Source organism: Pseudomonas sp. JR33AA (assembly GCF_021378985.1).
Lineage (GTDB): Bacteria > Pseudomonadota > Gammaproteobacteria > Pseudomonadales > Pseudomonadaceae > Aquipseudomonas > Aquipseudomonas alloputida.
In genome coordinates this window covers 123,183-148,868 of record NZ_JAJSAW010000006.1, presented here as the reverse complement: position 1 = coordinate 148,868, position 25,686 = coordinate 123,183, and the positions used below count along the sequence as shown (strand labels likewise).

Here is a 25,686-nt window from a genome sequence, read left to right as displayed (position 1 = left end):
CAAAAAGGCATCTGCCCAAACAACCCGGCCGGCGCTTTGTGCATTTGACCGAGGCCACCAGGGCAGCCACCTGTCAGCATGCCGCTCATCAGACAGGAGAAACCCCATGAAGATCGTCATTGCCCCGGACTCGTTCAAGGACAGCCTCGACGCGGCCGGTGTCGCCCGCGCCATCGCGGCGGGCCTGAGCGAAGCGTGGCCGGAGGCTGAACTGGTCGAGTGCCCGATGGCCGACGGTGGCGAAGGCACCATGGAGGCGATCCTGGCCGCCAGCCAGGGTGAATTGCGCCACCAGGCTGTGCGCGGGCCATTGGGGCAAATCGTCGAGGCTGGCTGGGGCTGGTTGCCGCAAAGTCGCACCGCCATCATCGAAATGGCCCAGGCCAGTGGTTTGCAACGGGTGCCAACCAGCCAGCGCGATGCCTGCCGCAGCAGCACCGGGGGTACCGGCGAGCTGATTGTCGCCGCCCTCGACGCCGGAGCCCAACGTGTGGTGCTGGCCATCGGTGGCAGCGCCACCAACGATGCCGGCAGTGGCATGTTGCGAGCGCTTGGCCTGCGCCTGCTGGATGCTGACGGGCAAGCGCTGGAGGAGGGCGGCCTGGCCTTGGCCAAGCTGGCTCGTATCGACGCCAGCCGCCTCGACCCGCGCCTGGCCGGGGTGCAGTTTGAAGTCGCAGCCGATGTCGACAACCCACTGTGTGGCGCCAACGGCGCATCGGCGATCTTCGGCCCGCAGAAAGGTGCCAACCCGCAGCAAGTGGAGGCGCTGGACCACGCGCTGAATCATTTTGCCGACCATTGTGCGCTACTGTTGGGCGAGGATGTGCGCGACTACCCTGGTTCTGGCGCCGCCGGTGGCATGGGCTTCGCTGCCCGGGCATTCATGGCCGCACAGTTCCGCCCTGGGGTGGAAGTCGTGGCTGAGCTGGCTGGCCTTGACGCCCTGGCACAGGGGGCAGATCTGGTGGTGACGGGCGAGGGGCGTTTCGATGCCCAGACACTGCGCGGCAAGACGCCGATGGGGGTGGCGCGGGTTGCCAAACGCCATGGCGTGCCGGTGGTGGTGCTGGCCGGGACCTTGGGGGAGGGGTATCAGCAGTTGTATGCCCATGGGGTCGACGCTGCATTTGCACTGGCCAGTGGACCGATGAGCCTGGAGCAGGCGTGTGTAAATGCTGCCGAGCTGTTGCAGGCCAGGGCCTGTGATATAGGTCGGCTGTGGCGCTGTGCGAAGCGAGGCTGAACACCCGGTAGAAAGGGCCTTATGGCTGCGTCTCGAACATGGCAATGAAGTTGGCCAGCGCTGGCGAAGCATTCTGGGCGCTCCATTTCATGTACAGCCCAAGCCCTGGGGCGGGCTGGTCATCGACAGGGCGGATGGGGCAAAACCGAACGCGTTCGCGCGGTGTTGAGCCGACGAACGACTCCGGCACCAGGGCCACGCCAAAGCCGCAGGCCACCAGTCCAAGCAGGGTGTGGATCTGCGCCGCCTCCTGCACGACCTTGGGGTAGAACCCGGCCGATTCGCACAGCGCAACCAACTGTGCGTGGTAGCCCCCGCCCAGCGCCTGCGGGGTGAACACGAAGTCCTCATCGGCAAACTCGCGCAAGTCGACAGCCTCGTGCCGCGCCTTGGGATGGCTGGCGGGCAGCGCCATGACGATCTGCTCGTCAAGCAACAAGCGCGCCTCCAGGGTACCGGCCGGCAGCGGTAGCCTGCGCATGAAGCCGATATCCGCCTCACCGGCCAGCAGGGCCTTGGCCTGGGAGGCAGATGGCATCTCGCGGATGGTCAACTGCACGTTCGGATAAGTCTCCCGAAAGCGGCGCAAGCGGTTGAGCAGCGAGTCGTAATAGGCGATGGAAATAGCCGTGATGGTCAATTTGCCGCTGACCCCCGCTGAAACGCTGCGCGCGTACTCGATCCCTTGCTCCAGTTCAGCAAGCGTGCGGTAGGCGGTGTCGAGAAACGCGGCACCCGCTGCGGTCAGCTGCACCAAGCGCTTGTTGCGCCGAAGCAGGCCGAAGCCCAGCTTTTCCTCAAGCCGGTTGATCGCCTGGCTCAGCGGTGGTTGTGCCATGTGCAGGCGCTGGGCGGCCTTGTGAAAGTGCAGCTCTTCGGCTACGGCGATGAACTGCCTGAGCAAACGTGTTTCGATCATCCAGCATCCCTGCAGCGCGGCGACTCGGCGGTGATATCCAAGAGATATCAAAGTTGCATGCTTTTAATATTAAGCCATTGTTTTTTTTGTTGATATCGTAATAAAGGAGAATTGAAGGTAGCCAGAAATGCCCGTTACTCACCTGGCCGGTGCGCTGTGCCAACCCACTGATTACACCTTGCGCACCAGCAATGGCCAGCACATCGCCACGCGCTGCAACGAATACAGCAGTGTCAGCTACCCTCCCGACCTCGGCCGTGTGCAGGTGGCCGAGCGCTGGAACCGCATCCAGGCATGCAATTACGTGCCGGTCAAAGTGGCCAACACGCGCGCGGACCTTGGTGAAAGCCTGGTCTGGGATGAGCGCAGCGGCATCCTGTACTTTGTCGATATCTCTGGCGGGCGCATCAACAGCCTGGCACCCGATGGCGACGTCGAGTGCCTTTACGAATCTGCGGCGCGCATTGGCGCCCTGGCGCTGACCGACCGGGGTAACCTGATTTTCACCGAGGATGCCAGCGTGGCCATCTTCAATGTGCCAACACGCAAGGTGAGCCAGCATTCGGCATCGGTCCATCCGCGCTCGACTTACCGCTTCAACGACGGCGCCTGCGACCCGCAGGGACGCTTCGTCACTGGCCTGATGGACGAGGCCCTCAGTGGCAATACCGGTGCGCTTTTTCGCTTTGACCGGCAATTGAGCGACCAGGTAATCCATGATGACATGGCTTTGCCCACCGGCCTTGCCTGGTCTCAGGACGGCCACACGGTGTACTTCGTCGATTCCGCGGCGCGTGCGATCTACCGCGCCGAGTACCTTATCGAAGGTCGTTTGGGCGCCGTTACGCTGTTTGCCGAAACCCCCGCGGAACTGGGCCGGCCGGATGGCCTGGCGCTGGACCGCGAAGGCGGGCTGTGGGTGTGCCAGTACCATGGCAGCTGCCTGCTGCGCTACGACCGCCACGGGCACCTGACCGACCAGGTGTTGATGCCGGTACCGTGCCCCACCAGCTGCTGCTTTGGCGGGCCCGGGATGAACACCTTGTACATCAGCACCGCGCGTTACGACATGACGCCAGAAGACCTGCACCATTATCCGGACGCTGGCGACCTGTATGCCATCCGCCCGGAAACTGGCGGCGTCGCCAAGCACAGTTTCAAGGAATAGGCGGTTGCGACCTCAGTGCCCAGCCTGCCGTTGCGCTCAGTACACGCATTCCTTGTCCTCGATACCGTTGAAGGGCGGGTAGGCCCACAGCTGCGGCAACGACAGTGGCCGGCTGAAGTGGTAGCCCTGGGCGATGTCGCAGCCGGCGAGCTTCAGGTACACCACCTGTTCACGGGTTTCCACCCCCTCGGCCACCACTTCCAGGCCCAGGCGCTTGGCCAGGATGATGGTAGAGGACACGATAGGGCTGTCGTCATGGCTGTTGGACAGCACCGCGATCAGCGAACGATCGATCTTCAGCTTGCTCAGGGGCAGTGAATGCAGGTGGGCAAAACCGGCGTAGCCACGGCCAAAATCGTCCAGAGTGATACCCAAACCTGCGCCGCGCAACGTATGCAAGTGTGTCACCGCCGTGCCCTCGGGGTCGAGGATGGTGGTTTCGGTAATTTCCAGCTCCAGTTGCTGTGGCGCGATGCCATGTTGCTGCAATTGGCTCACTAGCCGATCAGCGAAGTCGGCTTGACGCAGCTGCAGGGCGGAGACATTGACTGCCAGCCGTGTCTTGCGGCCCTGGGCATTCCAGCTCGACAAGGCTTCACAGGCCAGCCGCAGTACCTCCCAACCCAGTTCGACAATGAAGCCACTGCGCTCGGCCAGGCCAATGAAGCGGTCAGGGTACAGCAGGCCGAACTCGGGGTGGTCCCAGCGCACCAGCGCCTCGTAGCCCAGTACCTGATGGGTATCCAGGCGCATCTGTGGCTGGTAGTGCAGCACGAACTGGCGCTCGGCCAAGGCACTGCCGAACGCTTGTTCAAGGGTGAAAGCCTCTATATCGGCCAGGTTCAGCGAGGGGTCGAAAAAGCGATACTGCGCGCGGCCTGCCTGCTTGGCCGAGTACATTGCAGCGTCGGCACTGCGTATCAGGCTGTCGATGTCCTGGCCATCACGCGGGCAGATACTTACCCCTACGCTGGGGCTGGTGTTGACCTCTTGGCCATCCAGGGCGTACGCGGTCGACAGTTTCTGCACCAGGTCGTGTACCCAGGCGTCGATCTGCTCCTCGCTGCGCTCGCCGGCCAGCAGCACCACGAATTCGTCGCCGCCAAAGCGCGAAGCCTCGTCGCCGGGCTCCAGCAGGCGTTGGATACGCCCGGCCACAGCCTGTAGCAGCAGGTCACCAATCTTGTGTCCAAGCGAGTCGTTGATCGACTTGAAGCGGTCCATGTCAATGAACAGGATCGCCATCAGTCGGCGCTTGCCACGTTGCCGAGTCAGCGCCTGGCTGGCCACCTCGACGAATTGTCGGCGGTTGTGCAGGCCGCTGAGGTGGTCGGTGGCGGCGGCGTGGCTGCTGCGTCGGTGTTCGTCCTCCAGGCGCACGATCAGTTGCTGATTGACCTGCTGGGCATGTTCCAGCGCGTCGAAGGCCTCCTGACGTTTGCGCAGCAGGCGCAAGGTCCATAGCAGGCTGGCCAGGATCATCAGGGTCATGCTCATGTTCAACCAGAACTGCCGGGAATAGGCCAGCGTCGAGGGTGCGAGGATTTCTGCCTGGCGCTGGCTGATCACCACGCTGAAGCCTTGCTCGGGTACATGGTGGTACACGCTTTGGTAGGCATCGCCCCCTACGTACTGGGTCAGCATGCCCGCTTCGGTGTGCAACGCCTGCAGCGGGGGCTGCAATAGGTCGCCGGCAGTCACCACGCCGCTGTTATCGATGCGCAGCCGTTCCAGGCCGTCATCCTGCAGCAGACGCACCAGGCCACTGATACCCAGGTCGATAGGCTGAAACAGCACCGACAGGTAGCCGACGTCCACTTGCACCATCAACAGGTTGTCGATTTCCCGGCCGGTGGAATTGGTCAACGGCAGCAGGAAGGGCAGGCGCCCAGTGGGCAGGTCAGCGGTTTGGCTGACAGGCTGAAGGCTCGGCAGGAAAGGTTTGAAACCGTAGCGGTCTATGTGCCGCTGCAGTTGTCGCAGCCAGTCTGCCGGCAACTCGGCGGCCTCATCGGTATGGCTGGACGACAGCAGCCGGCCTTGTCGGTCGTACAGGCTCAAGCGCTTGAACACTGGGTCTGCGGCCAGGCTGGGTACCAGGCTGAAGTTGCCTTGGCGCAGCGCTTTCATGTCGCCCTGGGTAACACGACCCACCGCCTGGGCGCGTTCGACAAGCTGTCGCAGGTTTTCGCCCACGATGCTGGCCAGGCTCAAGTGCTCGATGGCCTTGGCCGCCAGGGCACCCTGTCGGGCGGTGGCTTTCTGCGTGACGTGGAGCCCCCAGAGAAAGGCCAGGGTCGCGGCACAGAGCATCAGGATCAGCAGTCGCAGAAGGCTGGAGGAGGAAAGCGAACGGCGAATCACTGCTGATAGTTCCCGACCCTGGGTGATGCTCGGAAAATACGACAATAAGATGACAGCCTGATGACTGGTGGCCAATAGCCGTTAGGGGATTTCCCTATTAGCCAGGGGGGCTTGCAGGCGAGCCGTTTCCTCTTCGAGGTAACTCATCAATGCGCTGACTTCGGCATCGCCCAGGCGCATGTTGGGCATGGCCAGGCGGTTGTATTGTTCGAACAGCAGCATGGCCAGGGGATCTTTTTCGGCCAGCATCTGGTCGGGCGCCTTCAGCCAGCGTGCCAACCAGTTGGCGTCACGCTGACGGGTCACGCCCAGCAGGTCGGGGCCGATGCCTGGCTGGCCTGGCTCGGTGTTGCCCACGGTATGGCAGGACGAGCAACGGGTACGGAATATCTGCTCGCCGCTGCTGGGTGAGCGGATTTGCGGAGCCTGGGCGTAGTCATTGCTCATGGCGTTGGCCTGCTTCCAGTTGTGCAGGCTGTTGCCCAGGCGGTCGGCGAGGATGTACGGGCTTTCGAAAGGCGAGGCTTTCATCCAGCGGCCGGTGGCCTGGTTGCCGATGATGAGGCTCAGGTTGTGGTCTTTGGAGCGGCCGTTTTCCAGACCATCGATCCATAGCCCCAGACTGCGGCGTAGTTGCTCGATGTCGTCGGCGTCGCCGGTCAGCAAGGTCCAGCCTGGGCCAATGCCGAACTTTTCTGCATAACGCTTGAGGGTGGCGGGGGTGTCGTTGTAGGGGTCGATGCTGATGGAGTAGAGGAAGATGTCCTTGCCGACCCGGTCACCGAGGATTTTCTGTACCTGGCGCAGGCGAGCGGTTTCCACTGGGCAGGAATCGGAGCAGCCGGTAAAGATGAAGTTGATGGCGACCACCTTGTCCTTGATCAGGTCGTCGAAGAAATGCACATTTTCGCCATCCTGGGTGAGCAGGGGGATGTTGGGGAAATAGCTGGCCCCCCAGGGAGAGGCCGCTGCTTCGGCCACCGTTGGTTGGGGTTGCAGTGGCCAGAACGGAATGCTGGCGGCGAACAATGCGAGTACCAGCAGGAAACGCCATGAGCCGGCCATGATGCGGTCCTCGTGGGTTGGCTGATAGGGGCCGCCTAGCGGCCCCGATTTGCACTCACTTGAAGGTGACTGGCGCTGTCACCGTCTGGCCCAGCGTCGATTTCACCGTGACCGTTGCTGGCGTGGCCGGGCCAAAGCCGGTGGTGGTCACCGCTACCCGCCAACGGGCACCCGTAGTCGTGGCCGTCAGCGTCGCGTTCCCCAGGCTTACCGGACCACCGGTGGTCGCTGCAGTCACGCTGATGCTGTTGCCCGTGGCCACCGTGGTAGTCCCCTGCACATCCCAGGTGAAACGGTTGCCGCTACGCAGTTGCACCGTGGCACTGGTGACCTTGAGCTCGTCGGCCGCCGCTGCTGGGGTTACGGCGATGCTGACCGTGGCGGGGGTCACCGACTCGGCCCCCTTGGTATCCCGCGCCGTGTAATTGAAGCTGGCCGTGAACGGCGTGGCGACCGTAGCGGGTGGGGTGTACGTCACTGTGCTGCCGTCCGTGCTGACCGTTCCCTGGCCGGAGTCCGGCTGGCTGAGGCCGGTTACCGTGAGCGGTACGTTGCCGTCCGGGTCGCTGTCGTTGGCCAGCACGTTCAGGGTGATCGACTTGCCTGCAGTCGTTGCGGCACTGTCGTTGGCCACGACAGGTGGTTTGTTGGCCGGGTCGTCATTGTCGTCAAGGGTTCTGGTGCGGAACGTTGGCAGGCCTACCGAGGCCATGTAACGCACGCCATCCCATCCTGGCAGCGGGGTGGGCATCACCTGGAACTGCCCCGGGTGTTCAATGTCCCAGCGCAGCAGCATCGAAGAGTCCTCGTGCTGGGTGTTGTGGCAGTGCTCCATGTAGGTGCCGGCGAACTCACGGAAGCGGATCGCCATTTCCACCTCTTCCGACGAATCGGTATCCGGCCCGATACGGTACACATCCTTGCGCGCCCATTTTTCCCATTCTGGCGGGGCCTTGCCGTCGCGGGTAAGGATCACGCCTTCCTCGAAGTGCACGTGTACCGGGTGGCTCCAGCCATTGCCGCCGTTGACGATCTTCCACACCTCCAGCGTGCCGTCGCCGCTGAAGCCGCCGTCGGTGGACTGGTTGGCCAATTGCGGTGCGGCACTGATGCGGCGTGGGTCCATGCTGTAGCCAAAGCCACCGTCGGTCTTGATGGTCCACGGGGTGGTGTCCGTGCCGTCCGAGCGGCCAAAGATGAACTCGCGGTGGCGGGCATCCTTGAGTTTGGCCTGGTCGGCTGCGGCGTTGCGGTCAATTGGCAGGGGCAGCATTTTCAGGCCTGCAGCCTTGCCGGGCTTGGCCGGCTCATAGGCTACCGGGTCCATGCTCAAGTCCTGGCCGGTGTACGGCTGCACCCACAGTTGCAGAAACTTGCCGATTGCCGGGTCGCCGTTGTCCCACTGCGGGCCTTTGCTGGTCTGCTTGATCACTGCCTTGTATTTTTCCGATAGCACGTCGGCCAACGGCACAGCTTGCTTCGGACCTTTGCCGGAGTCGTGCTCCATCAGGTTGACGAAGTACAGCTTGTCGCCTGCCTTGATACCGTTCTTGGCGAAGTTGATGATGATGTCGTAACGCTCGGCAATGCCCTGCAGTGGCAGGATGCCGTTGTTGTCTTGCAGGTTGCCGTCAGCATTGAGGTCCATCGTGCCGTCGAAGGGCACCGCGTGTTCCATGATGTTGCCGTCGTTGGCGATCATGTGGAACGGCACCCGTGCATACGACACATTGGAGCCGGAGGGGCCTTTGAACTCACCACTGGTACCGGCAATCTCCCGCACCACGGCGAACTTGAAGTAGCGCGACACCGAGCCGTTGAGGATACGGAAGCGGTAACTGCGCGCACGCACCTTGAGCCTGGGCTGGTACTGCCAGTTGACCAGAATCTGGTCACCGAGGAAGCCGTCCGTGTTGAACGGGTTGAACCACAGCTGGCCATTGGCATCCCAGGCTTTGTCGGCAATCACCAGGTTGACGTCATAGTCACGGTTACCCCAAGGCATGGCCGAACCGCTTGGGAAGCGCAGGTTGACACCGTCCTGCAGGGCCTCGTTGCCGCGGTCCAGGGCGCTGTAGTAGTTCATCATAACGGCGTTGCCCTTGTAGACGTTCTGCGCCGTGAAATCCATCATATGGTCGTGGAACCAGTGGGTACTCATGGTTTCGCGCCAGTCGCCACGAATCTTGATACTGCCGTTCTCGCAGGTTTTCAGGCCTGGTGAACCATCGTTGACGAACAAGGTTTCACCCGGCGAACAGGGGAAGGCTGCACGCGGGTCCTGGGCACGGGTGTTGATGGTGTCGTAGCCGGCCAGCTGCACCGGCCAGCGGTAGTCGTAGTACTGGCCGGGGAAGAAGTACGCGTTGGCAAAGCCATCGCTTTCGGCCGGGGAGTGGCCATTGTGCTCGTGGGTCGAAATGGTATGCAGACCAAAGCCACCGTTGGCCGACGGGTCAATCGGCAGGGCGTTGTAATGGCGCATCAGGATTGGCTGGCCGTAGCGCACCATCAACAGCTTGGGCGGGAAAGTGCCGTCGAAGGTCCACAGCGATTTGTGGTTTTGCAGCGGCATGTTCGGGTGGAAGCGTGTGTCGATGCCCTTGGTGGTGCCCAGCGTGGTCGGAATGTCGGACGTCTGGTAGTACAGGCCTCCCGGCGCAAATTCACCGATGGCATAGTTGTGCAGTTGCTTACGGTCGCGCAGGCCGAGGTTGATGCGCGCGCCGGCCTGGGCGGTCTTGAATGCTGCTTGTGGGTAAAACTCGTTCCAGCGTTGGTGCGACCAGCCTTTTCCTGGTGGCCGGCCTTCAGCGGGCGAGCCGACCGGCTGGCGGTTGAGGAACATCTCGATCTGCGCTTTCCATGGGTTACGGTCCAGCACGTTGGCGTACTGGGTCGGGAACGGGTACAGGCCGGGTTGCTTGAGGAACGCTTCCAGTGCGCTGCCACTTGGCCCGCTGCGTGCCACCACGTTGGGGTCTTGCGCGGGGGCCGCACCGAGGGTAGGTACCGGGAAGGTCAGGTCGGGCGCAGGCGTGGTCGGGTCGAGCTTCTCTGGCCCGAATTCTTCGAACAGCAACAGTTGCTGGGTGAAAGGTTGTGCACCGAACAACGGGCTGGGTTTGCCGTTGGTAGGGTACTTGTCCGACGTTTGCAGGGCAGGCGGCAGCACGTTGTCGGTGCGTACCGTGTTGCGGTCGCCATACATGCCATCGGTCAACTCCAGCGAGCCTTCGTTGGCCTCTGGCAAGGTGTTCAGCTCAAGCAAGGCAGGGGTCGGGTCATCCGGCTGGTCGGTGTAGGCCGACGGGTCGGTTGGCGGGGGCATGCTGTTGTCGTCGAGGGGGGAGGCCATGGCTGTGATCAACCCGAGGCTGATCATCAGCGCAGTGACAGAAGTCAGTTGGAACGCGCGTCTGGACGCGTGGCTCACAGCAGGTGTTTTCATTGGCTTAAGCCTCTTTTGCGGCCTGAGGGCCTTAGGCCATCAATGGCGTTTTGCCCGTTAAATGGCCATCAGCAACAGCTATGCCAACAGATATTTCAGTAATGCTTTGACATACAAAACCTTGCAGCGTCTGGCGTGCACTCAGAGATGGCGCGTCAAGAATGGGGACAGATACCCACTAGCGGGTCACCATTGCCCACAGTTTGGGGAGTGACAGGCGTGGCGCCCTCGGGTATACCTGAGCGCTACCAAGGGGAGCCCGGCAATGGGCTGAGAAACCGCTGAACGTAAAGCGCGGTGACCCTTCGAACCTGATCCGGATCATGCCGGCGAAGGGATGGGGCTTGCTACCTGCCTTTTTGCCGGCCTCACTGCGAGGCCAGTCCATGTCAACTTTCAAGGTCTCGCTGTCACCCTCATCAAGGACAGCTACATGACCGAACGTTTCAGCCAGTCCCTGCGCCGCCAGAGCGAGCCGACCTGGTCGGCGGCCGTTGGCCACCGTTTCGTGACCCGATTGTGCGACGGCAGCCTGCCTGACCCGATCATGGTCGACTACCTGGTTCAGGACCACCGTTTCCTCGACAGCTTCCTGACCCTGCTGGGCGCGGCCATCGCCACCGCTGACACGTTTGAAGCCCGCCTGCGCTTCGGCCGCTTTGCCGGGATGATCTCCAGTGACGAGAACACCTACTTCCTGCGTGCCTTCGAGGCCTTGGGTGTCAGCCCGGCGCAACGCAGTGAACCGGCCGATACCGCGCCTACCGCAGGTTTCAAGGCGATCCTGCGCGAAGCGGCAGCCACCCGTTCCTACGCAGCGGCGCTGGCGGTGCTGAACGTCGCCGAAGGCCTGTACCTGGATTGGGCGCTCAAGGCGCCGAAACCGATGCCGGACAACTTCGTCCATGCCGAGTGGATTACCCTGCATGACAACCCGGCATTCCAGGCATTCGTCGCTTTCCTGCAGGCCGAACTGGACCGCGTCGGCCCGCAGGAGGCCGCCTTGGCAAGTGACTTCTACCAGCGCACCGTGGCGCTGGAGCTGGCTTTCTTCGATGCTGTGTACCCGGAGGGCAAATGAGCATGGATATCTTCGAGCGCCTCAAGACCGCTGCCACGCCACAATGGAACCGCTACGTAGACCATGACTTCGTACGTCAGATGGGCGCAGGCACGCTGAGCGAGGAAGCGTTCCGGACCTACCTTGTGCAGGATTACCTGTTCCTGATCCAGTTCGCCCGCGCCTGGGCGTTGGCCGCCTACAAGAGCCGCCGCCCGGCCGACATTCGCGCGGCGCAGGCCGGGCTGGCGGCGATTCTGGATGAAACCGAGCTGCACCTGCGCCTATGCGCGCGCTGGGGTTTGACCCAGGCAGATATCGAAGCCGCGCCAGAACACCCGGCCACGGTGGCATACACCCGTTATGTGCTGGACTGTGGCGCAGCTGGCGACCTGCTGGAGCTGCATGTGGCACTGGCACCTTGCGTGATCGGCTATGCCGAAATCGGCCGGACCCTGGCCGAGCGCATTGGCGACTTGAGCAATCACCCTTACCGCGAGTGGATTGGCGAGTATGCCGGGGAGGGCTACCAAGGGGTGGCAGCAGCAGCGCGCAAGCACCTGGATGAACTGGCGGCGCGCAGCATGTCCGAGCAGCGGTTCGCCGAACTGGCGGGGATTTTTGGCCAGGCATCCAGCCTGGAGGCTGATTTCTGGCAGATGGGGTTGAACGGGGCCGTGTGAACCCGCCGTGGGCTGGGTGATTACTACCCAGCCCCGGCCCGCTTTGGTGCATGCATGCCTCAAAAAAAGTCATCAAGCACACTCCATATCGTCAGATTGCAGCTTTAATGTGCACAGTGCATATGGATTTCTGGGCGACCCGCCCGATTTCTTCCGGGTGGCGGCGCAGGAAAAAGCGGCCCGCATATTGCTCTTTCTGCTCCCAACTACACACCCGGAGCCCCGTGCAATGAGCTCACCCAGCGAATTTCCCCTCAGCGAAGCCCCGCAGTCCGCCCGCAAGGGCCTGCTGCCGATCGCGATGGTCTTGTTCAGCTTCACCTTCTTTACCGGCACGATGTTCGCCGGCGGCAAGCTGGGCATGGCATTCAGTTTTGTCGACATGCTGTGGGTGGCTACCCTCGGCAACAGTTTGCTTGCCTTGTATGCCGCCGTGCTGGCCTTGATCGCCTCACGCAGCGGGCTGAACACCGTGTTGATGGGGCGCTTCTGTTTCGGTGAAGCGGGGAGCCGGCTCTCGGATTTTCTGCTGGGTTTTGCCGAACTGGGCTGGTACGCCTGGGGCACGGCCACGGTGGCCATCGTGCTGGTCAAGTTGCTGGGGCTGGCGGATGGCTTCGGCATACCTTTGATGGTGCTGTTCGGCCTGGGTTTCAGCATTACAGCCATTATCGGTTTCAAGGGGCTGGACCTGTTGTCGCGAGTGTCGGTGCCTTTGATGTTCGTGCTGCTGTTGGTGTCCATGTACATCGCCACCCGCGATGCCGGTGGCTTTGCCGGCCTGGCTGCAGTAGTACCGCATGAAACCATGACCTTTTCGGCGGCAGTGACCATGGTCTTCGGCACCTTCGCCAGTGGCGCCACCCAGGCCACCAACTGGACGCGGCTGGCACGCAGTGGCCGGGTAGCGGTGATCGCCAGCGTGGTGGCATTCCTGCTTGGCAACGGCCTGATGGTGGTGGCCGGGGCGTGGTGCGCGATGGTTTACCAGCAGGCGGATATCGTCGATGTGATGATGCTGCAGGGCCTCTCGTTCGCGGCCGTGGTGATGCTGTGCCTGAACCTGTGGACCATTCAGGGGCCGACCATCTACAACGTGTCAGCTGCCGCCTGCCACTTGTTGCGCAGCGAGCGCCGGCGCACGGCAACGCTGCTGGCGGCCGGGGTTGGCATCGTGCTGGCGATGGGTGGCATGTACGAAATGCTGATCCCGTTCCTGGTGCTGCTGGGGTCGATCATTCCGCCGGTGGGTGGGGTGATCATGGCTGATTTCTGGTACCGCCACCGCGGCAAATACCCGGCACTGGGTACGGCAAACCTGCCACGCTACAACCTCACCGGGCTGTTTGCCTATGCCGTGGGCGCTGTACTGGCCTATGCCTCACCGTGGGTCGCGCCACTGGTGGGCATCGCCGCCTCGGCAGTGTGCTACATCGCCATTCTAGAGCTGGGGGCACGCCGCCGCGCGCCCGGCCAGGCGGGCGTCGAGCCGTGAGCCTGGCGCTGGACGAGATCCTGCATTTGCCCGGGCTGCACGAAATGAAGGTGCGGGCCGGAGCGCGCAACCTGCAACGGCGGGTACGCTGGCCTTACGTGGCGGAGAACGAGGGTATCGCCGAATGGGTGATGGGTGGTGAACTGGTATTCGTCACCGGCATCAACCACCCGCGCGGCGAAACCAACCTGCTGAGCCTGGTGGAGGATGGCGACGCCGTGGGCATCGCTGGCCTGGTGATTCTCACCGGCGGCAGTTTCATCCAGAGCATCCCGGCGACCGTGATCGCGCGCGCCGAGCAACTGGGCTTGCCGCTGATCGAACAGCCCTACGCGCTGAAGATGGTGGTGGTCACCCACCTGATCGGCACTGCACTGGTGCAGATGAGCCAGGTACGCCGCTCGCGTAACGACATCCTTGGCCAACTGCTTACAGGCGACTATCCGAGCCTGGCGATTGCCCAGCAGCGGGCAGCACACCTGCAACTGGCCCTGGATAAACCGCGGCGCCTGCTGGCTTTGCGCCTGACGGACGTGGACGCCTTGTTCGAGCGCCACGGGGTGGCGCACGGAGAGCGTACCTGGCAAGCCACCCGGCAGGCCCTGGAAGACCAGCTCGAAGCCTGGTGCCGCCAGCGCCACGGCAGTGTGACGGCGCAGTTGCCGGGCGACCTGTTCGTGGTGCTGCTGGCCGATACATACGACTTACCCGAGACGTTGGCCGCACTGTACCGGCAGTTGCAAGCCGTGACAGATGAACTGGGCCTTTACATGGGCTTGTCGAGCCTCGCTGACGATTGCGCGCACTACCGCCAGGCCCTCAACGAGGCGCGCCAGGCGCTGGATGTGGCGCAGCATCTGCGCCCCGTCAACGGTTATTGCAACTTCAGCGAGCTCGGCGTATTGCGCCTGCTGCAAGGTATTGTCGATCGCTCGCTGATCGACGATTTCGTCAGCCGCACCCTCGGCCCGCTGATCGCCCCTGGGCGCAAGCACGCCAATGCTTTGGTGCATACCCTCGACGCCTTGCTCATGGAAAATGGCAACGGGCTCAAGGCCGCACAGCGTCTGGGGCTGCACCGCAACACGATCAATCAGCGTATCCAGCGCATCGAACAACTGAGCGGGCAATCGCTGGACGACCCGCTTTTTCGCATGAATGCTTCAGTCGCCATGCTGGTATGGCGCATGAGCGAAGCCCACGGCAAGGAGTAACAGCATGAACATTATCAACGCACGCCTGCGCGGCAAGCCTGGCCTGTTCCGCGTCGAACTGAACGGCGAGCACATTGCCGCCATCGTGCCCCAGACCGACGTCGTGGCGACCACTACGGTCAATGACCTGGACGCCGGGCAAAACCTGGTGGTCGCGCCATTTGTCGAGCCGCACATTCATCTTGATGCCACGCTGACCGCCGGTGAGCCGAAGTGGAACATGAGCGGCACGTTGTTCGAGGGCATTGAGCGCTGGTCGGAGCGCAAGGAAATCACCACCCACGAGGACATCAAGACCCGTGCGAAAAAAACCATCGGCATGCTGGTGGACCACGGTATCCAGCATGTGCGCACCCATGTCGATGTGACCGACCCGAAACTCACCGCGCTCAAGGCCATGGTCGAGGTGCGTGACGAAGTGCGTGAGCTGATCGACCTGCAGATTGTCGCGTTCCCGCAGGAGGGCATCGAGTCGTACGCCAACGGCCGGGCGCTGATGACTGAAGCCGTGGCGATTGGCGCCGACGTCGTCGGCGGTATTCCGCATTTCGAAAATACCCGCGACCAAGGGGTATCGTCGGTGAAGTTCCTGATGGACCTGGCCGAGCGTACCGGCTGCCTGGTGGACGTGCACTGCGACGAAACCGACGACCCGCAATCGCGCTTCCTCGAAGTGTTGGCCGAAGAAGCGCGGGTGCGCGGCATGGGGCCCCGGGTCACGGCCAGCCACACCGTGGCCATGGGCTCGTATGACAATGCCTACTGCTACAAGCTGTTCCGCCTGCTCAAGCTGTCGGGCATCAACTTCGTGTCGTGCCCGACCGAAAGCATTCACCTGCAAGGGCGCTTCGACAACTACCCGAAACGTCGTGGCGTTACCCGAGTGGCCGAGATCGACCGCGCCGGCATGAACGTGTGCTTCGGCCAGGACTCCATCGTCGACCCGTGGTACCCACTGGGCAATGGCAATATCCTGCGTATTCTCGAAGCCGGCCTGCACATCTGCCACATGCTCGGCTATGAAGACCTGCAGCGCTGCCTGGACCTGATTACCGACAATAGCGCCCGCACCCTGAACCTGGGCGAGCGCTATGGCATTGAGGTGGGGCGGCCGGCGAACCTGTTGCTGCTGTCGGCGCCGGATGATTACGAGATGGTGCGCAGCCAGGGGCACGCGCTGGTGTCGGTACGCAATGGCAAGGTGCTGATGCAGCGCACGCCTGCGCAGGTGCAACGTTTGCGCTGACGCTGTCGTCGCCTCAGGTGCTCAGGGCTGCCAGGGCATAGCTTGCGACTTGTGCATCCTGCACTGCCACACCGGTCAGGTCTGCCAAGGTAATCTGGTGGTCGTGCTCACGCCCCTTGGCACGGCCAGCCAGCAGCGTACCCAGCTCGACCAGCTGGCTAGCGTCGATCCGGCCACTGCCGAGGGCATGGGCCACTTCGCCGTACTGGCTGCACTGTGCGATGGAGTCGACGATGATACGGTCTGCCCTTGCCACCAGTGCCGGGTCCAGTTCCTGCTTGCCGGGCGCATCGGCACCGACGGCGGTGATATGCGTACCCGGCTGGACCCACGCGCTGTGTACCAGCGCCTGGCGGGAAGGTGTGGTGCAGACGATCAGGTTTGCAGCACCCGCAACTTCGGCAGCATCCTGCGTGCTGTGAACCTCAAAGCCCAGTTCGCGGGCAAATGCCGTATAGGCCGCAAGCCCGCGTTCATGCCTGCCCCAGACAATTACCTGGCGGCAATCGGTCACCGTGCGAAGTTGCTCAAGCTGCATCTGCGCCTGCATGCCGGTGCCGAGGATGCCAATGGCCTTGACTTGGGCCGGCGCCAGCAGCCGGGCGGCGATACGCCCGGCCAAAGCGGTGCGCATGGCGGTCAGCCAGCCTTGGTCCTGCAGCATTGCCAGCGGCTGACCGGTGTGTGCAGACAACACAAGCATCAGGCCGTCGTTGCTTGGCAGGCCCTTGGACGGGTTGTCGTAGAAGCCTGTCGAAAGCTTGACCGTGAAGCTCGGGCTGCCTTCGATGTAGGCCGACTTCACGCAACAGTCACCGTTCGCGCCCTTGAATACGAAGCCCTGCACGGGCGGCACCTGCACCTTGCCTTCGGAATAGGCGATGAAGCCTTCCTCCAGTTGGCTGACCGCCAGCTCGGGGTTGAAGCGGGCGATGATTTGCGCCTTGCTGAAGACCCTCATTGAACGGCCTCGAGGAACTTTTCCAGCAGGATGTTACGGCCACACAGGATCACCGCGACACGCTTGCCCTGGTAGCGTTCGGCGAGCTTCTGCATGCCGGCGACCGCAACCGCTGCAGCGCCTTCGATGATCCAGCGCTCACTGCTGGCGATATCGCGCATGGCGCAGCGGATTTCGTCCTCGCTGACCAGCACGGTATCGGTGAGCAGCGCCTGGCAAAGCGGGAAGGTGATCGAGCCTGGCTCGACGCCGCCAGCCGTGCCATCGGACAGCGTTTCGCAGGCCTCCAGTTCGATAATTTCACCGGCCTTGAGAGATTGCTGCAGCGTTGGGTCATTCGCCGGCCAGCAGCCAATAATTTCGGTGCCTGGCTTGAGTACGCGCAGGGCGGCACCGATGCCGGATATCATCCCGCCACCACCCACGGCGACGAACACCGCGTCCAGGTCTGGCGCCTGCTCGAACAACTCCATGCCTATGGTGCCCTGGCCGGCAATGACTTGCAGGTCGTTGTAAGGTGACACGAAGGGCACGCCGTGGGCCTTGGCTTGCCTGGCTGCTTCCAGTTCTGCACTCAGCGGGTCGGTGGGCAGGCACACCACTTCGGCGCCCAGTGCGCGCATTGCCTCGGTTTTGTATGCCGATGCGCCCGTGGTGGTGTAGACCTTCACCGGCACGCCAGCCATCTTGCCGGCCAGGGCCAGTGCCTGCCCATGGTTGCCGGAAGAGGCGGCTATCACCCCCTGCTTGCGCGCCTCGGCCGGCAGCAGGCGCATCTTGTTGCTGGCCCCGCGAAACTTGAATGAACCGGTGTGCTGCAGGTGTTCGCATTTGAGCAGCACTTCACAGCCGGTCAGTGCCGATAAACGAGGGCTGTGCAAGAGCGGGGTAATGCTGACGGCCGGGCGGAGCGCCGCATGGGCGTCCTGAATGTTTTGGTGCAATGTATCAAGGAACTGGGCATCAACGGGCGGGGTGGCTGGCATGACGGGTCCTTGCAGACGTATGGATAATTTGTCCACAATAGAATTATATTCCACGAATAGCAAGGGCGTGTGCCTACAGCCAGGCAATACCGCCTAGGCCCTGACTTCCTTCAGGTATTTGTACACGGTGGCCCGCCCCATGCTGAGGACGTTGGCAACGTAATCGGCGCCGCTGCGCCCCTCGAATGCACCCTCGGCGTGTAAGGCCAGGACGAGGTTGCGTTTGTCTTTCATCTTCAAGGTCTGCAGCGACAGGTTATGCGCTTGCAGCCAGGCTTGCAGGAAGGTGTTGATACGCTCCTGCCAATCGTTGCGGAACAATGCATCCGGTTGCGGCTCCAGCCGACTCATCTGGAAGAACGCATCCAATGCTACACGCGCCTGCTCCAGCACCGACACGTTCAGATTGATGCACATCAGATACTCGGCTTCGCCTTGCGGATTGTGCAGCAAAGCACTGATCGAGCGGACCTTCTGACCGTTCCAGTTGAGCTTCTCGTAGGGTCCAAGGTTGGTACCCTTCAAAAGGTCCCCCAGTTCTGAACCGAGTGCCGAATCATCGCCGAGCTTGCGATGTGAGAAATTATTGGCGATATGAACGATTGTCTGGCCGCGTATCTCATGAATGACGACTTCCGCGTGGGGATACAGCAGCAGGGCAATGCTTTCAGCGATTGCCTGGTAATTTTCCAGTGTCATGCAGTAGCCAATGGTCTGTTGAAGAATGCCTATGGTGGCCCCGGAGAATACTGGGCACAAGACGGATCTTCACAGCGTCGGGATCACGTCCTGGCTGCGAGCCGCTCGCCTAGCCATTGACTGCGTCTAACGTTTTTTCCAGGGGATGGGCGAGTCGTCAGTCAAGCGCACGCTGGGAATGACAGCCGCATGCATCGTGAGCGGCGATACCAGCCAGTGTGAAACGCGAATGCTCTTCGCGTATAAGCCCTACATGCGCTATCGACGTCTTGATCTCAACTTGCTAGTCGCCTTGGATGAACTGTTCGAGGAACGCAGCGTCAGCCGGGCCGCGATCTTCGATTAGGGACAAAGCCATGGGCCGCGAGGAGGGGGCGTGCGCAGCTGCCGTCAGCCGTTGGCCGTTGACCGTCGGGCAGCTGCTGGCGTTGGTCAAAAGTCCAGTACCAACCGGGCGCTGTGGCAGCCCGATACGCAAGGCGTTATCCATTCTCCGCTGTTGCGCTGGGCATCGCTGAGGTACTCGTCGCGGTGATCAGGCTGCCCCTCGATGACCCGGCTGACACAGGCGCCGCAGATACCCATTCCACATGACACGGGTAGCTCCACGCCCGCCCGCGATGCCGCCTGTACCAAACTTTCGCCCGGTTGCACCTCGATCTGAAGACGACTGCGCTGTAGCACCAGCGTGCAGTGACGCTCGACGTGCAAGGTGGGCGCTGCAGCCTGGAAATGCTCGCGGTGAAGCGCCGTGGTTGGCCAGCCGCTTGCCAGCGCGACCTGTTCGACACACGCCATGAAACCGGCAGGGCCACAGCAATAGAGGCTTGCGCTGCCGTCCCAGGCCGGCAAGTGTTCTTCCAGGTACCCGGCGATCATCGGGGCGCGCAAGCCTGCATGAACCTCGGTATTCGCATCGAGGTACTGGACAAATGGCACCTGTTTGGCATCGCGGGTGAAAAACAGCAAGCGCACCGACCGACCTTGCGCTTGGCATTGCCGGTACATGGCGAGCAGTGGCGTGATTCCTATGCCTGCGGCCACCAAGAAGACTTGTCCTGTGCCAGGTTGCAGGCTAAAGAGGTTGCGCGGCAGCCCCACCTCCACCCGGGCCCCCAGCCGCAGTTGCTCGTGCAGCCATTGCGAGCCGCCGCGGGAGGCTTTATCGCGCTTGATGCCCAGGTATACATGACCGTCCTCGGGCAGGCTGACCACTGAGTATTGGCGTACCGCGCCATTGCCCAGGCGCAGGTCCACATGAGCACCGGGTGCCCAGTCGAAGGGTAGGGGAGCTGGACCCGGCGGGGCCAGTTCCACACCCAGCACGTCGTCGGCTTCGAGGCGCAGGGCCCGCACCTGCAGAGGCGTCCAGCTCATGCGCGTACCCCCGCGGCCTGTTGCAGACGAAGTACAGCTTGGCGTGCCTGGCTGCCCAGTTCGGCGAGGTCCAAGCCAGGAAGCGCATCGTTTTCCACGCTCAGGCGGCCGCCTACCAGCAATGCCCGCAGCGTCGGACGGCCACCGCCTACCACTGGCGCGATACCCAGATCGTGCAGACCGAAGTAGCGGGGTTGATCGAGGCGGTAGATGGCCAGGTCCGCCGCCATGCCGACCTGCAGCGTGCCGATGGCGTCCAGGCCTAGCACCTGGGCGCCACCTGCTGTGCCCCAGCGCACAACGTCCTCCACGGTGGCGACATGGGCACCGCCCTCCAGATCGCCGCCAGCATGGCGGGCCATGGCGCGTTCGCCGGCCTTGGCCCTTTGCATCAGCCAGGTGGCGTGGGTTTCGCTGATCATGTCGCAGGCTTCGTTGGAGGCAGCGCCATCCACGCCGATCGAAACCGACATGCCTGCAGCCTCCATGGCAACGATATCTGCGATACCACTGCCAAGCCGGCCATTGCTTTGGGGGCAGTGGGCGATGCCGGTGCCGGTGGCGCCCAGCAGCTGGATTTCTTCGGCGCTCAGCTTGACCAGGTGCGCGAACCACACGTCAGGCCCGAGCCATTCCTGCTCCGCGCAGAACACCACGGGCGAGAGGCCGTGGCGATCATGGACTTCGTTCTGGTACTCCACGGTTTCGCTCAAATGGCTGTGCAGGCGGATGCCCAGGCGGCGCGCGGTGCGGGCGGTCTCGCGCAGGTGCTCGGGCGGCATGGAGTAGGGCGGGCTGGTCGGCGCCATTACCACACGGCGCCAGGCATCGTCGGCAGGATCATGGTAGACCTGGACCAAGCGCTGAACATCGTCCAGGTACTGCGTGAGGGTCTCAGGTCCGGCTGTCGCGGAGCCTTGCGCCTGACGTACCTGGGTTGCGCCGCCCCGGCAAAGGACGAAGCGCAGCCCCAGACGCTCGGCCTCTTCGAAGAGGATCTGTGCGCTGTCGAAGGCCATGCCTGGCAAGTACAGGTAATGATGGTCGGCCACCGTGCTGCAGCCGGAACGGGCCAGTTCCACCAGCCCGACCCGGGCGGCCAAGCGGAAACTGTGCTCATCGAACAGCCCGCGATAGCGATAGGGCACGGCCCCCAACCAGGCACCGAGGCTCTGGTCGATGCCAGCGGGAATGCCCTTGAGCAAGGACTGGAACAGATGATGATGGGTGTTCACCCAGCCTGGATACACCACGCAATCGGTGGCATCGAGCACTTGCTCACCTGGTAACGGTTGCAGCGAGCCCAGGGCGGCGATACGCCCCTGGGTGATACGGATGTCCGGCCCCACATGGCGCGCGGCGCCGCCGCGCAGGCCAGTGAGGATGGCGCTGGCGTTACGGATCAGCCAGCTGTTGGTGTGATTCATGTTCGTCTCCATAGCCAGGATGGCCTTTCGCAAGGAACTCAGTCCATTTCGCTTTCGTGCCAGTGGCGCAGGCTCAACCGAGCCAGCAAAGCCATCAGGCTGAACAGCGCCACGCCGGTCAGGGCGATCAACACCAGGGCGGCGAATAGGCGGGGGATGTTGAGCTGGAATCCCGCTTGCAGGATCTGATACGCCAGGCCCGCGCCCGTGCCACCCGTACCGGCGACGAACTCGGCCACCACCGCGCCGATCAATGCCAAGCCGCTGGCGATGCGCAGGCCAGCGAAAAAGCACGGTAAGGCGCTGGGAATGCGCAGGCGCAACAGCACTTGCCAGCGGCTGGCGCGGTTCAGGTGGAACAGGTTGAGCAGGCCAGGGTTGACGCTGCGCAGGCCCAGGACGGTGTTGGCGATGATCGGGAAGATCGCCACCAGCGTGGCGCAGATCACCAACGCCAAGGTCGTGTCGCTGCACCAGATGATGATCAGCGGCGCGATGGCCACCACCGGCGTGACCTGCAGCAGAATCGCGTAGGGAAACAGACTGGCCTCCACGACGCGGCTCTGCACGAACACGAACGCCGCCAGCGTGCCGATGACCACGGCGAGGGCGAATGACAGGAAGGTGATCTTCAGCGTCATCCACAGTGCCACCAGCAGCATCGGGCCATCGGCGACCAGGGTGCGGCCGATATCGGCCGGTGACGGTACCAGGTACACCGGGACTTTCCAGGCGATGCATGCCAGCTGCCAGACGCCGAGCAGCAAGGCGCCCACCAGTAGCGGTGAAGCGATACGTAGTACAGAAGGGTGGCGTAGCCAGGGAGTAGAGGGTCGGCTCATGATGATGCTCTCAGGAAGGGTCGCCATTGGCCTGGGCCAGGAGGCGGGACAGGTGCGCGCATTGCTCGATGAACGCCGGTGAAGTGCGATAGGCCTCGTCGCGTTCCAGTGGGCCGTCGATGATTACATCGGCGATCACTCGACCGGGACGCGCGCCCATCACGATCACCCGCGAAGACAGGTACACCGCCTCGAAGATGCTGTGGGTCACGAATACCACTGTCAGGTCGCGCTGGAGCCAGAGCTGGCGCAGGTCGCTATCGAGCTTGTTGCGGGTGAACTCGTCCAGGGCGCCGAAGGGTTCGTCCATCAGCAGCAGATTGGGTTCGGTGGCTAATGCCCGGGCAATGGAGGCGCGCATCTGCATACCGCCGGAGAGCTCCCGCGGATAAACGTCGCCGAACTTGCCCAGCCCCACCAGTTCCAGGGCGGCTTGCACCTTGGGCTGGCTCTGGGCCTTGGGGGCGCCAGCCAAGTCCAGGGGCAAGCGTACGTTTTCGTGCACTTTGGCCCATGGCATCAGGGTGGCTTCCTGGAACACCATGGCCAAGCTGCGCCCCGGTGTGCCCGCGTGGTGGTCCGTACCCGGGGCATCCTTGCCCCACCAGCGCACATGGCCGGCGGAGGGCTGTTCGAGCCCGGCGAACATTTTCAGCAGGGTGCTTTTGCCACACCCCGACGGGCCCAAGAGCGAGACGAACTCGCCGCGTTCGATCGCCAGTTTCACGCGGCTCAAGGCATGGGTGCCATTGCTGTAGGTTTTTTCCACCTGATTGGCGAACAAAGGGGTGTCCACACCGATGGTATTCGGCAGGGCCTGCGGCTGGACGTCGGCCTTGGATAGGGTCTGCATCAACATAGCGCTCTCCCCGTGGGTCATGAGCGGTGGTGAATGCCCCGGCGCACCGGGGCGTTGGGCAAGTGTCAGTGGTTGAGGAACACTTCGCTCTCGCCATGGGCTTCAAGCAGACCCAGTAGTTGCCGGCGAATAACCAACCCAGGCTTGTCCGATGGCATGTGCAGTTCCACCCTGCGGCGGGTGTCGACACAGGCGTCAGGATCGGTAGCCTCCAGGATGTCGCGGTCTTCGGCTGTGATCGCCGCGTCCCAGTCGATCAGTTCCTGGGTCGAGCATCGCTCTTCGCTGTCGTTGCGATACAACCACTGCACAAGCATCAGTCGGTTGTCGTCGATGGGCGTGGCGCAGTTGTAGATGATGTGATGGATGCCGCTGTCCGGATACATGCAGCCAAAGCGCCGGGAGAAGGGCAGGTAATAGCGGTTGAGTAGGTGCCGCTGGGTGATGGGCTCGGTGGTACCGGTGATACGGAAGCTTGCCTCGGGGTTGCGGATCGGCACGCGGGTCTCGGCTTCGAAGCCATAATCGGTTTCGCGAAACTCGTAACTGGCCGGTTGCGGCTGGTCGAACAAGCCGAAATTGGCCTTGTGCACGAAGGAAAAGTGCGAGTTGTCGAAGGAATTCTCCATGACCCGCAGCGGGCTGGTCTTCCACTCTTCGTAAAACTGAAAGATGCGTCGGTAACCGGGGGCGCCGTCTTCCGGGAACTCAGGGATCGGTTGTAGCGGGTCGTCCAGGCTGACCCAGGCATAGCCGTACTTTTCCTGGCAGTGATAAGCCTTCACCGCGGCACCCGGAGGTATAGCGCCGGTGGGATTCTGCGGGATCTTCACGCACGTGCCGGTGCAGTCGTATTCCCAGCCGTGATACCCGCAGGCGATATTGCCCTCAGCACTGACGAAGCCTTTGGACAGTTTGGCGGTGCGGTGGCAGCAGCGGTCCCGCATTGCCACCGGGGTGCCATCGGGACGCTTCCACAACACCAGCGCTTCACCCAGAAGGGTGAATGGCTTGGGGCCGTCTTCGAGGGCTGTCATAGGGAGCAGGGCATACCAGAAACGGCGCAATACAGGTTGTTTGGTAACCAACATAATCAGGATTCCTCACAGCGTTGAGCTTGTTAGGGTGTTCAGCGGCTGCCGACCTGCTCGGCCTCAGGGAGTACCTTCAGGTCTTGCACAAAGCGCGTGGTGTAAGCGTTGCGCCAAGGTGCGTCGGGACCGAGCAGACCCGCCTCGACCATGAAGTCGCGGGTCGATCGCCAGCGGCTGTCATTCATGGTGCCGATCCCCTGGGTTGCGGCTTCTCCACCGGTGACCAGGCGGTACTGCTTGAGGGTCGAGACGCCCCAGGCCAGCAGTTCATCGGTCATGTTGGGGTTGTCGCGCTTGATAAGTGCATTGCCGGCGCTGGGGTCATCCAGATAGCGCTTCCAACCCTCCATGGACGCGCGCACGAAACCTGCTACCCGCGCCGGGTGCTGAGCGATGATGTCTTGACGGGTGACCACGGTGGATCCGTAGGGTGGATAACCGGCATCTGCGAAGAGGAAAAAGTTAGGCGTCACGCCTGCCTTTATCGCCTGGAACAGTTCCGAGCTGGCATACGCCTGCTGTGTGGTTTGCGGGTCGGCTAGAAAGGGTTGCAGGTTGAAGGTGTAAGGCCGCGCCTGGTTGTCTGCCAATTGATATTTACCCTTCAGCCAAGGCCACCAGGTTTGCTGGCCTGACGTGGACACCAGCACAGGCTTGCCGCCGAGAGCATCAAGTCCGCTGACGTCCGCGTGGGTCATCAACCCTTGCGGGTCTCCCTGGAAGGGCGCAGCCACTGCGACCACTGGCAGGCCTTGCTCCACACTTTTTAGAATCTGCAGGTCATAGTTGACGATGAAGTCAGCTTGCTTGCTGACAAGCAGTTGCATGCCATTGACCTGTGGTCCACCCATGCGGATGGACACATCCAGGCCTTCCTTTTCGTACAACCCATCGGCCAGTGCCTGGTAGAAGCCGCCCTGTTCGGCCTGAGCGTACCAAGAGGTCAGTAACACGACTTTGTCGCCAGCGATCGCCAGCGGAGCGATGGTCAGCGTGGTGGGGAGCAACGCTGCTGCAAACAGCGAATGTAACGGGCGAGCCAAGGCAAAACGCGTTTTCATCATGTGTTCTTCACCCCGATTCAAAAAACCGCCGTGCGCCTGATAGCGCGACAGCGAAGGAGCCGGGCGGAGAGAACGTGGGAAGAGAATGGAGTCGCGAAGCAAAAGGGTGTGAACTGGCGACTGACACTGCTCTCTTGCCCGTGGCTGCCATAGCCTCGTTCAAACATCCGCTCGGATGTACGCCCTGAAGGACGCAAGAGCAATGCCCCATGCCATGCCTGGCACTGACCGCTTCTACTCGCTGATACAAGAAGCCAGAAGCATGCCAATTTCATGAAGCCTATGACTTTGCGGTGTAGCGACCCGCACCCGAGGAGGCATGTACTGACGCGTGAGTTGAGAAGGTGCAGAACGTACCGATTGAGCACTAATAAAGTGCGCAATGTTCTGAGTGGATGGTGCTCATCGATGCCTGGGATTGCTCACAATAAACAAATTACGTGTATCCGATTAGTTGGCACGCGCC

The 25,686-nt window shown here is 62.5% G+C and carries 20 protein-coding genes and 1 riboswitch; of the genes, 7 read left to right on the top strand and 13 right to left on the bottom strand.

Features of this window, described 5'->3' with window-relative positions; genetic code table 11:
• Window positions 1–106 precede the first annotated feature (106 nt).
• Window positions 107–1,246 (top strand): glycerate kinase, encoded by a 1,140-nt coding sequence (locus LVS58_RS12270; protein WP_233691300.1) that lies wholly within the window; start codon window positions 107–109, stop codon window positions 1,244–1,246.
• Between the two features lie 19 nt (window positions 1,247–1,265).
• Here LVS58_RS12270 and LVS58_RS12265 read toward each other — a convergent pair whose 3' ends face one another.
• Window positions 1,266–2,165, bottom strand: coding sequence for a LysR substrate-binding domain-containing protein (locus LVS58_RS12265; RefSeq protein ID WP_233691299.1), 900 nt, complete (start codon window positions 2,163–2,165; stop codon window positions 1,266–1,268).
• Window positions 2,166–2,292: 127 nt separating this feature from the next.
• On the opposite strand from LVS58_RS12265, the gene LVS58_RS12260 reads away from it, so the two are divergent.
• Window positions 2,293–3,333, top strand: coding sequence for an SMP-30/gluconolactonase/LRE family protein (locus LVS58_RS12260; protein ID WP_233691298.1), 1,041 nt, complete (start codon window positions 2,293–2,295; stop codon window positions 3,331–3,333).
• Between the two features lie 36 nt (window positions 3,334–3,369).
• Here LVS58_RS12260 and LVS58_RS12255 read toward each other — a convergent pair whose 3' ends face one another.
• The 3 genes from LVS58_RS12255 to LVS58_RS12245 form a co-directional block, all read right to left on the bottom strand.
• On the bottom strand, window positions 3,370–5,697 hold the full coding sequence (locus LVS58_RS12255; RefSeq protein ID WP_233691297.1) for a putative bifunctional diguanylate cyclase/phosphodiesterase: 2,328 nt from the start codon (window positions 5,695–5,697) through the stop codon (window positions 3,370–3,372).
• 81 nt (window positions 5,698–5,778) lie between these two features.
• The gene (locus LVS58_RS12250) at window positions 5,779–6,762 is read right to left on the bottom strand and encodes an SCO family protein (protein WP_233691296.1); all 984 of its coding nucleotides are present in this window, start codon (window positions 6,760–6,762) and stop codon (window positions 5,779–5,781) included.
• 55 nt (window positions 6,763–6,817) lie between these two features.
• Window positions 6,818–10,213, bottom strand: coding sequence for an Ig-like domain-containing protein (locus LVS58_RS12245; RefSeq protein ID WP_233691295.1), 3,396 nt, complete (start codon window positions 10,211–10,213; stop codon window positions 6,818–6,820).
• A gap of 241 nt (window positions 10,214–10,454) precedes the next feature.
• Window positions 10,455–10,568: riboswitch (TPP riboswitch) on the top strand.
• 78 nt (window positions 10,569–10,646) lie between these two features.
• On the opposite strand from LVS58_RS12245, the gene LVS58_RS12240 reads away from it, so the two are divergent.
• The 5 genes from LVS58_RS12240 (at window position 10,647) to codA (ending at window position 15,911) form a co-directional block, all read left to right on the top strand.
• Window positions 10,647–11,294 carry a TenA family protein gene (locus tag LVS58_RS12240; protein WP_233691294.1) on the top strand — a complete coding sequence of 216 codons (648 nt, stop codon included), beginning with the start codon at window positions 10,647–10,649 and terminating at the stop codon, window positions 11,292–11,294.
• Window positions 11,291–11,956 carry a thiaminase II gene (gene tenA, locus LVS58_RS12235; protein ID WP_233691293.1) on the top strand — a complete coding sequence of 222 codons (666 nt, stop codon included), beginning with the start codon at window positions 11,291–11,293 and terminating at the stop codon, window positions 11,954–11,956. The genes LVS58_RS12240 and tenA overlap by 4 nt, the downstream gene beginning before the upstream one ends.
• Window positions 11,957–12,185: 229 nt before the next feature.
• A complete protein-coding gene (gene codB, locus LVS58_RS12230) occupies window positions 12,186–13,451 on the top strand; it encodes a cytosine permease (RefSeq protein WP_233691292.1) in 1,266 nt (421 codons plus the stop codon).
• Window positions 13,448–14,665 carry a PucR family transcriptional regulator gene (locus LVS58_RS12225; protein WP_233691291.1) on the top strand — a complete coding sequence of 406 codons (1,218 nt, stop codon included), beginning with the start codon at window positions 13,448–13,450 and terminating at the stop codon, window positions 14,663–14,665. Before codB ends, LVS58_RS12225 begins: the two co-directional genes overlap by 4 nt.
• Before the next feature lie 4 nt (window positions 14,666–14,669).
• Window positions 14,670–15,911, top strand: coding sequence for a cytosine deaminase (gene codA, locus LVS58_RS12220; RefSeq protein WP_233691290.1), 1,242 nt, complete (start codon window positions 14,670–14,672; stop codon window positions 15,909–15,911).
• A 13-nt stretch (window positions 15,912–15,924) separates the two neighbouring features.
• Here codA and LVS58_RS12215 read toward each other — a convergent pair whose 3' ends face one another.
• The 9 genes from LVS58_RS12215 to LVS58_RS12175 all read right to left on the bottom strand — a co-directional run bounded on the left by LVS58_RS12215 (window position 15,925) and on the right by LVS58_RS12175 (window position 25,217).
• Window positions 15,925–16,872, bottom strand: a complete 948-nt coding sequence (locus tag LVS58_RS12215) for an ornithine cyclodeaminase family protein (RefSeq protein WP_233691289.1) — start codon at window positions 16,870–16,872, stop codon at window positions 15,925–15,927.
• Window positions 16,869–17,858, bottom strand: coding sequence for a threonine/serine dehydratase (locus tag LVS58_RS12210; protein ID WP_233691288.1), 990 nt, complete (start codon window positions 17,856–17,858; stop codon window positions 16,869–16,871). The genes LVS58_RS12215 and LVS58_RS12210 overlap by 4 nt, the downstream gene beginning before the upstream one ends.
• A gap of 93 nt (window positions 17,859–17,951) precedes the next feature.
• Window positions 17,952–18,557 carry a helix-turn-helix transcriptional regulator gene (locus LVS58_RS12205; RefSeq protein WP_233691287.1) on the bottom strand — a complete coding sequence of 202 codons (606 nt, stop codon included), beginning with the start codon at window positions 18,555–18,557 and terminating at the stop codon, window positions 17,952–17,954.
• Between the two features lie 432 nt (window positions 18,558–18,989).
• On the bottom strand, window positions 18,990–19,934 hold the full coding sequence (locus LVS58_RS12200; RefSeq protein ID WP_233691286.1) for a PDR/VanB family oxidoreductase: 945 nt from the start codon (window positions 19,932–19,934) through the stop codon (window positions 18,990–18,992).
• Window positions 19,931–21,361 carry an amidohydrolase family protein gene (locus LVS58_RS12195; RefSeq protein ID WP_233691285.1) on the bottom strand — a complete coding sequence of 477 codons (1,431 nt, stop codon included), beginning with the start codon at window positions 21,359–21,361 and terminating at the stop codon, window positions 19,931–19,933. The genes LVS58_RS12200 and LVS58_RS12195 overlap by 4 nt, the downstream gene beginning before the upstream one ends.
• A 38-nt stretch (window positions 21,362–21,399) precedes the next feature.
• The gene (locus LVS58_RS12190) at window positions 21,400–22,128 is read right to left on the bottom strand and encodes an ABC transporter permease (RefSeq protein WP_325175981.1); all 729 of its coding nucleotides are present in this window, start codon (window positions 22,126–22,128) and stop codon (window positions 21,400–21,402) included.
• Window positions 22,129–22,213: 85 nt separating this feature from the next.
• The gene (locus tag LVS58_RS12185) at window positions 22,214–23,062 is read right to left on the bottom strand and encodes an ABC transporter ATP-binding protein (protein ID WP_233691283.1); all 849 of its coding nucleotides are present in this window, start codon (window positions 23,060–23,062) and stop codon (window positions 22,214–22,216) included.
• Window positions 23,063–23,127: 65 nt separating this feature from the next.
• Entirely contained in the window at window positions 23,128–24,153 is a 1,026-nt protein-coding gene (locus LVS58_RS12180) for an aromatic ring-hydroxylating dioxygenase subunit alpha (RefSeq protein ID WP_233691282.1), read from the bottom strand.
• Window positions 24,154–24,191: 38 nt separating this feature from the next.
• A complete protein-coding gene (locus LVS58_RS12175) occupies window positions 24,192–25,217 on the bottom strand; it encodes an ABC transporter substrate-binding protein (RefSeq protein WP_233691281.1) in 1,026 nt (341 codons plus the stop codon).
• Window positions 25,218–25,686: the final 469 nt, after the last annotated feature.